Below are 6,971 nucleotides of genomic sequence, written 5' to 3'. Positions count from 1 at the left end.
GTCGTTGTCGTGATCGGAGAAGCGATGGAATTTGGCGTGCGAGAGAATCCGGGGCGCTACGATAACCTCGATTACGACAACGACAACGACAACGACGCGACCAGCATTCCCTAATGGACTTGCTTAACTTATTAGTGAACCGTTCCTCAGCCATCTTTATTGCAGAGCGATCCCATCGACATGCTGATCCACGAACAATCTCAACCCGGCCGCCGCGCCACCGCCCAGGCCCCGCTCCAGCTGGCGGACTGCGCCGACCTTCCCGCCGCCCAGCGCCGCGCCACGCGGCCGCTGCTGCCGGAGGTCTCGGAACTCCAGGCGGTGCGTCACTACACGCGGCTGTCGCAGAAAAACTTCTCCATCGACACCCATTTCTATCCGCTGGGCTCCTGTACCATGAAGTACAACCCGCGCGCCTGTCATACGCTCGCCTCATTGCCCGGCTTTCTGGGGCGGCACCCGGCGGCGCCGGAAAGCCACGGACAGGGGTTCCTCGCCTGTCTCTTCGAGCTTCAGGAGATGCTCAAAGAGGTCACCGGGATGCACGCGGTGTCGCTGGCGCCCTCCGCGGGTGCCCAGGGTGAATTCGCGGGCGTCGCGATGATCCGCGCCTATCACCTGGCCCGCAATGACGCGGCCCGCACCGAGATCCTGGTGCCGGACGCCGCCCACGGGACCAATCCGGCCTCCGCCGTCATGTGCGGTTTCGTGGCGCGCGAGGTCCCGACCGGTCCGGATGGGGACGTGGACATCGCCGCCTTGCGGGCGGCGGTGGGTCCCCAGACCGCCGGTATCATGCTGACCAACCCGAGCACCGTCGGGGTCTTCGACCGCAATATCCAGGAGATCGCGGGCATCGTGCACGCGGCCGGCGGACTCCTGTATTACGACGGTGCCAACCTCAATGCCATCCTGGGCAAGGTCCGCCCCGGTGACATGGGATTTGACGTGATCCACATGAACCTGCATAAGACCTTCTCCACCCCCCACGGCGGCGGTGGTCCCGGGGCCGGTCCGGTGGGCGTGTCCAAGCGGCTGGAGCCCTTCCTCCCGGTGCCCCTGGTCGCCCGGGACGCCGACGGCTATCGCTGGCTCGTCGAGCGCGACCGGCCCCAGTCCATCGGCCGGCTCACCGCCTTCGGCGGCAACATGGGCATCCTGCTGCGCGCCTATGTCTATGCGCGGATGCTGGGGCGCGAAGGCATGAAGCGGGTCTCCGAATTCTCCACCCTGAACGCCAATTACCTCATGGCCAGACTCAGGGAGGCCGGCTTCGAGGCCGCCTATCCGCGGCGGCGGGCGAGCCACGAGTTCATCATCACCGTCAAGCGCGAGGCCAAGGAGTTCGGCGTCAATGCCATGGACTTCGCTAAGCGCCTGCTCGATTACGGCTACCACGCCCCCACCACCTATTTCCCCTTGCTGGTGCCCGAATGCCTGCTGATCGAGCCCACCGAGACCGAGAGTAAAGAGGAACTCGACGGCTTCGTCGCCGCGCTGGTCGCCATCCGTGAGGAGGCGCGAACCAACCCGGAACTGGTAAAGGGCGCCCCGCACACCATGCCGGTACGCCGCCTCGACGACGTGCGCGCGGCGCGCCAGTTGGACCTGGCCTGGCGGCCTGCGTCGACCCCGGCATAGCCCATGGCCAATCACAATGAACGGGGCTGGAAGCGGGTCATCTACGCCTTCGGCTTTTCCATGCAGGGGTTCAAGGCGTGCTTTCAGGCGGAAGAGGCATTTCGCCAGGAGTTGTTCCTGCTCCTGTTTCTGGTGCCCCTGGGACTCTGGCTGGGGGAAACCCCAGTGGAACGGACGCTACTGATCGGCTGCCTGCTGATGGTCCTGGTCGTGGAGTTGTTGAACTCCGCGATCGAGGCCAATGTCGACCGCGTCGGCCTGGAGCGTCACGACCTGTCCGCCCGCGCCAAGGACATCGCCTCCGCCGCGGTCTTCATGAGCATGACGCTCACCGTGGTCACCTGGGGGCTGATCCTGATCCCCAAGTGGCTTTAATAACGGGTCAAAAACAGGTCAAACACAACCGTTGTCGTTGTCGTTGTCGTTGTCGTTGTCGTTGTCGTTGTCGTAATCGGAGAAGCGATGCACTTTAGGGGTGCGAGAGAATCCGAGGCGCGACGATAACCTCGATTACGACAACGACAACGGTGCTGAGAACGTTCCCTAATGGTCTTGCTGCGGCAAGACGTTTTTCATTTGCCGCTATCGGCCTTGCAGGAGACCAGATTGCGATGAGCACTCACTTCACCGACCAAGGCTTCGTGCCGCTTGCCGTCGCCATCCTGACGGTTTCCGACACCCGCACCGCGGCCGAGGACAGTTCCGGGGACCTGCTCCAGGCCAAGGCGCAGGAGGCCGGACACCGGGTGGTCGCCCGCGAGCTTGTGCGCGACGATGTCTACCAGTTGCGGGCGGTCTTCTCGCGCTGGATTGCCGACCCCCAGGTACAGGTGGTATTGAGCACCGGCGGCACCGGCCTCACCGGCCGCGACAGCACCCCGGAGGCGGTGGTACCCCTGCTCGACAAACAGGTCGAGGGCTTCGGGGAGCTGTTCCGGACGGTGTCGTTCGCCGAGATCGGGGCCTCCACGGTCCAGTCCCGGGCCTTGGCGGGGCTCGCCAACGGCACCTTCATCTTCTGCCTGCCGGGCTCCACCGGGGCCTGCCGGACCGCCTGGGAGCAGATCCTCCTGGCCCAACTCGACGCCCGTACCCACCCATGCAACTTCGCCCAATTGATCCCGCGGCTGCGCGAGCGCTGAACGGGCCCGCGCGATGACAATGAACCAGCACCAGAAACCCCACCGGCACGGCTGCCCGGACCCCACCGGGCGGCCCCTGTTGACCAAGCAGGAGGCCCTGGACCTGCTGCTGGCCCACGCCGCCGCGCCCGACGCGCAGGAGTGCGTCCCCACGGACCAGGCGCTAGGCCGGGTCCTCGCCCGGCCGCTCGTCAGCGCCATTGACGTACCGGGCTGGGACAACAGCGCCATGGACGGCTATGCACTGTGCTGCGCCGATCTGTTGCCGTCGGGCGCCACCCGGCTGCGGGTCGCCCAGCGCATCCCGGCCGGTGCGCCCGGCCGCCCCCTGGAGCCCGGCACCGCGGCGCGCATCTTCACCGGTGCGCCCATCCCCCCGGGGGCGGATACGGTGGTGATCCAGGAGCGCTGCACACGCGACGGGGACTGGGTCGAGGTCCCGGCGGATCTCACCCCCGACGCCAACATCCGACGCGCCGGCGAGGACATCCGCGCGGGCACCGCGGTGCTGGCGGCGGGAATGCGGCTGCGCCCCCAGCACCTGGGGCTCGCCGCCGGCGTGGGCGCGGCACAGTTGCCGGTCTACCGCCGACTGCGGGTGGCCATGTTCGCGACCGGCGATGAACTGGTGTGGCCCGGGCAGGCCCTGGGGCCGGGGCAGATCTACAACTCCAACCGCTTTACTATGAAGGGCCTACTGGAGGGCCTGGGCTGCGAGGTCAGCGATCTGGGGCTGGTCCCGGACACCCTGGAGGCGACCATGGAGACCCTGAACCGGGGGGTGGACGGCGCGGACCTGATCCTGGCCAGCGGCGGGGTCTCGGTGGGGGAGGAGGACCATGTAAAGCCGGCCATCGAACGGCTCGGCACCCTGGACCTGTGGCAGATCGCGGTCCGCCCGGGCAAGCCCCTGGCCTTCGGTCATATCCGCGGCACCCCCTTCCTCGGCAGTCCGGGTAACCCGGTCTCGCTGTTCGTCAGCCTGCTGCTGTTCGCCCGGCCGCTGCTGCTGCGGATGCAGGGAGTCACCGGGGACCTGGAGCCGCCCGGCATCGAGGTGCCAGCCGGCTTCGACTGGCCCCGCCCGGACCGTCGGCGGGAGTTCGTCCAGGCGCGGCTCGTGCGCGGCGCGGCCGGCGACTGGGAGGCCGTCACGCACCAGTCCCGTTCGGCCGCCGCGCTGTCCGCCGCCGCCTGGGCCGAGGGCCTGGTCGAGATCGCGCCGCAGCAGACCATCGCACGCGGCGACCCCGTGGTCTACCTCCCCTTCGCGGGGCTCCTGTCCTGAGTCGGCCCGACATTGCTTATCGGCTCGTGATGCGCGTTCATGCGCTTTTTTGGCGCACCAGCGCGCGTTCCGCGGCGGCGGCGCTTGCGGTCTTGCCCCGCCGGTCTTAGTCTGGACCCGCTTGGTCGCATCCCTCCCTGCAATCTGCCCGAAGGCCGCCAACATCGATGATCCGGATACGCTACTTTGCCCACCTGCGCGAGACCCTGGGCACCGCTGACGAGCAACTCGCCCCGGTGCCCGAGATCGCCACCGTGGCGGACCTGGTTGCCCACCTGCGCGCGCGCGGCGGCGTCTGGGCCCAGGCCTTGGTCCCGGGTGAGCGGCTGATGGTCGCCGTCAATCAGGAGTTGGCGCGCCCCGAGACCAGGGTCCGGGATGCCGACGAGGTGGCCCTGTTCCCGCCGGTGACCGGCGGTTGAGGCCCATTGCCCCTTTCCACGGCGTCGGCGGCCAGCGCGGGATAGCATCCGCCGGCGACCGCGACCGGAGGTGCTTCCCGTGACCTATGCCGATCTCCCACGTCTGTTGACCATGACCATCGTCTGGCTGCTGCTGTTGACCTGGCAGCTCAATGCCTATCGCAGCAACTGTGTGGCGACCCTCGCCCTGGTCGTTCTGGTCACCCTGCTCCTGTTCGTGTCGGGCGCCGAGCTGGCGCTGTACCGGCGGCGCGTCTTCCTCAACGAGTGCATGGAGCCCGGGGGCCTGCTGTTTCGGTGGTTACGGCGCCGTTACGTCCTGCTCGGCCTAGAACTCCTCAAGTCCGCCGGACTGGCTGTTTTCCTCCTGGTCAGCGTGATCAGCTTCTCCCCCCGCCACTGGTCGCTGCTGTTTGCCGACGTCCTGCTGGTCGGTCTGCTGTTGCCGCGCTTCTACGGGGCGCTGAGCGGCCAACTGCGTGAGGAGTACCGCTTCACCACCGCCCGCCGCTGGGCCCTGTGGGTCAGCACCCTGCTCTTGTGGCTGGAATCCATGCTGGTCCTGGTGTTCACGGTGACACAGGATTACGACGGGCTGCGGTGGCAGGAGGTCATCACCTACGGTGCCACCGACCCCGACGTCCTGTGCCGCCCCCTCGCGTCACTCGCCGCACTCGCCGCCGCCGTGGACGCACTGGGACAGTGGTCGATCCAGAATCTGGCGCGCAGCCTTCAGGACCTACCCCAGGCCTTGATGGCGTCCATCAGCCTCCTGGTCTGCGCCGGCCTGTCGCTGCTGCTCTCCTACGCCTATAGCCGCGCCCTGATCGGCGCGGTCGCCCGCCCCTGGACCATGTGGCGGCTGAACCCACGCTCGGATGACTGACCCGGCTCGACCGGCGGCGCGCACATGACCGAACCACTGGATCTGAGGGGCCCCGCGACCGGCACCGGCGATGCCGAGGGGCTGCGTACGACGCTCGAGGAGATGCGGCGGCAGACCGAGCACGAGATCGCCCGCCTGAATCGCAAACTCGCGGAACGCGAGTACGCCATGGAGCAGACGGTGTCCTCCGCGACCGAGCGGCAGGCCATGCAGCAAGAGCTCGGCACGCTGCGCCATTCACTGGGCGATCGGGAAAAGACCCTCGACCGGATCACCGAGGAGTGCCGTCGGCTGGAAAACGACCTGGAGGACCGCCACGTCCAGGTCGACAATCTCCAGCAGGAGGTCCAGCGCAAGGAGGCGTCACTGAAGGCGGCGCAGGATCAGGTCGCCCGACTCAAACGCCAACTGGCGGAGATCCAGGAGCAGTCGGTCGAGATCTCCGCAATGATCGACCCGCTGGAGTCGCCCAACCGGCTGCCGCTGCCGCCGGTGCAGCCGGATACACCGCCCGGCCCGGCGCCCCAGGTAATCAGCTTCTCCGCCGGGCTGATCTCGGGCCTGGCCGTGATCGCGGTGGCCGTGGTGATCTTCTGGGGCCGGATCGAACTGCCCCAGTTGTGGAGTCCCTCCCCGAGCGTGCCGAGCGCACCGACCACTGCGCCGGAGGAGCCGGACGCCGTGACCGCGGTCCCGCCCACGGCCCCGACCGACACCCCCGCGGACGCCCCGGTCGTTCCGCTGCCGCCGACCGCGTCCCCCGCCGCCCCGCCGCCGACCCTGCGTGACCGGCTACGCGACGGCAGCCCGGGACCGACCATGGTGGTATTGGCCGGCGGCAGCTTCCGGATGGGTCAGAACAGCATGGGGGGCAGCGACAGCGGACCCGAACACGAAGTGCTGTTGGCACCCTTCCTGATCGGGGCCTACGAGGTGACCTTCCAACAGTACGACCGCTTCGTGCGCGCCACCAGCCGCCGCTTCCCCGATGACTTCGGCTGGGGGCGCGGCGAGCGCCCGGTGGTCGGCGTCTCCTGGTCCGATGCACAGGCCTACGCGGACTGGCTGACCCGCCAGAGCGGCAAGCGTTACCGGCTCCCGAGCGAAGCGGAGTGGGAGTTCGCGGCGCAGGCCGGGATGCGCAGCGCCTATCCGTGGGGTTTCAGCATGGAACCCGGGCGCGCCCTGTGCTTCGACTGCGGCAGTCAGTGGGACAATCGCTCCACCGCCCCGGTCGGCAGCTTCGCACCCAACGCCTTCGGGCTCTACGACACGGCCGGCAACGCCCTGGAGTGGGTGGCGGACTGCTACGCGAACGGCTACGACGGCGCCCCGACCGATGGACGCCCGCGCGGCGACGGGAACTGCGCCAACCGCGTCGCCCGGGGCGGTGCCTACAACAAACCGGCACCCTCACTCAAGACGATTGCGCGGGCCAAGTTCGTACCCGAGACCCGGTTGAACAGCCTTGGGTTCCGGGTGGCACGCGAGCCGTGAGCCGGGGAAGACCTTCGTTGTCGTTGTCGTTGTCGTTGTCGTTGTCGTTGTCGTTGTCGTTGTCGTTGTCGTTGTCGTTGTCGTTGTCGTTGTCG

7 protein-coding genes are annotated in these 6,971 nt (G+C 68.0%); all 7 read left to right on the top strand.

Annotated features, from left to right (window positions below; genetic code table 11):
- The first annotated feature begins 180 nt into the window (after positions 1–180).
- The 7 genes from gcvPB to QZY48_RS03415 all read left to right on the top strand — a co-directional run bounded on the left by gcvPB (position 181) and on the right by QZY48_RS03415 (position 6,876).
- Positions 181–1,641 carry an aminomethyl-transferring glycine dehydrogenase subunit GcvPB gene (gene gcvPB / locus QZY48_RS03445; protein ID WP_295427748.1) on the top strand — a complete coding sequence of 487 codons (1,461 nt, stop codon included), beginning with the start codon at positions 181–183 and terminating at the stop codon, positions 1,639–1,641.
- A gap of 3 nt (positions 1,642–1,644) precedes the next feature.
- The gene (locus QZY48_RS03440) at positions 1,645–2,016 is read left to right on the top strand and encodes a diacylglycerol kinase (protein WP_295427746.1); all 372 of its coding nucleotides are present in this window, start codon (positions 1,645–1,647) and stop codon (positions 2,014–2,016) included.
- 236 nt (positions 2,017–2,252) lie between these two features.
- Positions 2,253–2,783, top strand: a complete 531-nt coding sequence (moaB, locus tag QZY48_RS03435; protein WP_295427744.1) for a molybdenum cofactor biosynthesis protein B — start codon at positions 2,253–2,255, stop codon at positions 2,781–2,783.
- Positions 2,784–2,802: 19 nt separating this feature from the next.
- The gene (gene glp / locus QZY48_RS03430) at positions 2,803–4,071 is read left to right on the top strand and encodes a gephyrin-like molybdotransferase Glp (RefSeq protein ID WP_295427751.1); all 1,269 of its coding nucleotides are present in this window, start codon (positions 2,803–2,805) and stop codon (positions 4,069–4,071) included.
- Between the two features lie 167 nt (positions 4,072–4,238).
- Entirely contained in the window at positions 4,239–4,493 is a 255-nt protein-coding gene (gene moaD, locus QZY48_RS03425) for a molybdopterin converting factor subunit 1 (protein ID WP_295427741.1), read from the top strand.
- Positions 4,494–4,572: 79 nt separating this feature from the next.
- Entirely contained in the window at positions 4,573–5,379 is an 807-nt protein-coding gene (locus QZY48_RS03420) for a hypothetical protein (RefSeq protein WP_295427738.1), read from the top strand.
- A gap of 24 nt (positions 5,380–5,403) precedes the next feature.
- Positions 5,404–6,876: an SUMF1/EgtB/PvdO family nonheme iron enzyme gene (locus QZY48_RS03415; RefSeq protein ID WP_295427735.1), complete on the top strand. Its 1,473-nt coding sequence runs from the start codon at positions 5,404–5,406 to the stop codon at positions 6,874–6,876.
- Positions 6,877–6,971: the final 95 nt, after the last annotated feature.

It is taken from the genome of uncultured Thiodictyon sp., assembly GCF_903828115.1.
Classification (GTDB): domain Bacteria; phylum Pseudomonadota; class Gammaproteobacteria; order Chromatiales; family Chromatiaceae; genus Thiodictyon.
This window is presented reverse-complemented; position numbering and strand designations above follow the sequence as displayed.